This is a genomic window from Vibrio sp. 10N.247.310.24 (assembly GCF_041467175.1).
Taxonomy (GTDB): domain Bacteria; phylum Pseudomonadota; class Gammaproteobacteria; order Enterobacterales; family Vibrionaceae; genus Vibrio; species Vibrio tasmaniensis_A.
Map to the genome: position 1 here is coordinate 1 of NZ_JBFSUD010000168.1, position 1,980 is coordinate 1,980.

2 protein-coding genes and 1 pseudogene are annotated in these 1,980 nt (G+C 47.7%); all 3 read left to right on the plus strand.

The window, feature by feature from the left end:
- The first annotated feature begins 76 nt into the window (after positions 1 to 76).
- Positions 77 to 1,144 (plus strand): baseplate J/gp47 family protein, encoded by a 1,068-nt coding sequence (locus AB6E08_RS23075; RefSeq protein ID WP_372160325.1) that lies wholly within the window; start codon positions 77 to 79, stop codon positions 1,142 to 1,144.
- Positions 1,129 to 1,716, plus strand: a complete 588-nt coding sequence (locus AB6E08_RS23080) for a YmfQ family protein (RefSeq protein ID WP_372067738.1) — start codon at positions 1,129 to 1,131, stop codon at positions 1,714 to 1,716. Before AB6E08_RS23075 ends, AB6E08_RS23080 begins: the two co-directional genes overlap by 16 nt.
- A pseudogene (locus tag AB6E08_RS23085) lies at positions 1,716 to 1,980 on the plus strand (hypothetical protein); the annotation flags it as partial. The gene AB6E08_RS23080 and the pseudogene AB6E08_RS23085, both read left to right, overlap by 1 nt.

The window sequence follows — 1,980 nt, forward strand, 5'->3', positions numbered from 1 at the left end:
GCCTTGTCTATCAATATCACTAAACCAGACAACGAAGTCATCTCACTGACCGTTATGAAACGATGGGAGGCGCAACGTGCCGTTTAACGTTCCTACGCTACGCCAGCTTATTGAAAGCGGTTTAATCGACATTGAAGCCTCGTTAGATGAGGTTTTACCTAAGTTTGGCATTGAGCAAGCGCTTAACTCTTCTGTGAGTGGCAGCGTTCGTGATCTTTACGATTGCCAATCTTGGATAGTTCGTCAAATCATCCCTTCTACTGAATCTGAAGACCAGACCATCATCGATGCAGCGCGCTATGAAGGCGTGATTCAAAAGCTTGCAACGAATGCCGCTGGCCCCGTTACTTTTACAGGTAGTGTGCCTATTCCCGTTGGTACTGTGATGACGCATTCTGATGGCCGCTTGTATCGAGTGACGCAATCTAATGCGCCAGACAGTGGCAGCGTTTTGGTGGAAGTAGAAGCGGAAGAATCAGGTGCAGCGGGAAATCTCGCGGCAGGTGAAACGCTGACGTTAGTGTCTACCGTGCCAGGTATTCAACCTAATGGTGTAACAGGTGAAATTTCAGGTGGTGCGGAAATAGAATCCGTTGATGAAGTGCTTGAGCGTTTGCTGTTTCGTAAGCGTAATCCCCCTATGGGCGGTGCGGTGCATGACTACGTGGCATGGTGCCGTGAAGTGGCAGGGGTTACTCGCGCTTGGGCTATCGATGCCTATCAAGGTGGCTCGACGATTGGCTATGCGTTTGTCTTTGATGGCCGTACCGATATTCTGCCTAATGTCACCGACCAACAAGCGATGTCTGATTACATTTATCGCCATAAAGACCCAGCAACAGGCAGTGACGTTGGTCGCCCTGCTGGCATCGAGCCAGTGCCTATTTCGTTAACGCTGAAAGTGACGGATTTAGACATCAATATCACGCCAGATAACACAGAGCTTCGCGCCAGTGTGCAGACCAGTATCAACAGCTATTTTAAAACGTTAAGCCCTGCTAGTACGCTGCTTGTAAGTGCTGTGCGCACCGCTATAGGTTCAGTACCAGGTATTGAAGACTATTCGCTAGATCTGAATGCTGACGTTCCTGCTGCATCGAATGAGTTACATGAGATTGGAGTGATCACATGGGCCACTCTGTAGAGCAATGGACTAACTCAATAATGGCGCAAATGCCACGAGGTATCTTGTGGCAACGTTCAGCATCGTTAGACCTCCATAAATACGCGGCAGGCTATGCACCAAGGCTAGAAGCGGTAGAGGTAAGCGCAGACAGTTTATTGTTAGAAATGCGCCCTGAAACCACTCGGCAATTACTAGACGAATGGGAAGCGTATTTAGGGCTTCCAGAGTGCCAAGTTCAAAACCAAACGTTTGAATCACGCCGTGCGGCTGTAGTTGAAAAGTATCACCGTAAAGGTGGTTTACAAGCATGGAACATCGACAAGCTAGGCGCTGATTTAGGATTTGATATCGAGGTAGAAGAAATCTTCCCTCACCACTGTTTACGTGGTTGTACTTATCCTCTCTATGAAGAGAAGTACCGCCACTTATTACGTATTCGCGTCAGAGGCATTACACAAGCTTACGCAACGTGCCTAGACGATTGTTTAACCCCGTTAGTATCTCAAACCGCCGCTATTCTGGAATGTACGCTAAACCAGTTCAAGTTAGGCGGTAAGTACTATGAATTCATCTATGAGGAGAGCGTGTAATGCATCCCTTAAATAATGGCTCTCAAGTCGAGAATGTACCCGCGCTCAAACCAAGAGTTGGTACGGCTGGATACTTCAGTGAGAGCAATGACAATGGCGCACCAAGCTATCCAGGACAAGATTGGTTTAATGCGGTGATTCGTGAGTTTCAGACGGCACTAGCTGCTTCTGGTATAACCTTTGACCCTGATAAGTTTGATCATCTTCAGAAGATGCTTGCCGCTAACGGCAATCAATTTGCTCCTTATAGAGCAGATCGTATCT

What these genes read in the sequence shown, in the direction of transcription:
- AB6E08_RS23080 (WP_372067738.1), top strand. Translation starts at nt 1,129, where the DNA reads ATGGGCCACTCTGTAGAGCAATGGACTAACTCAATAATGGCGCAAATG.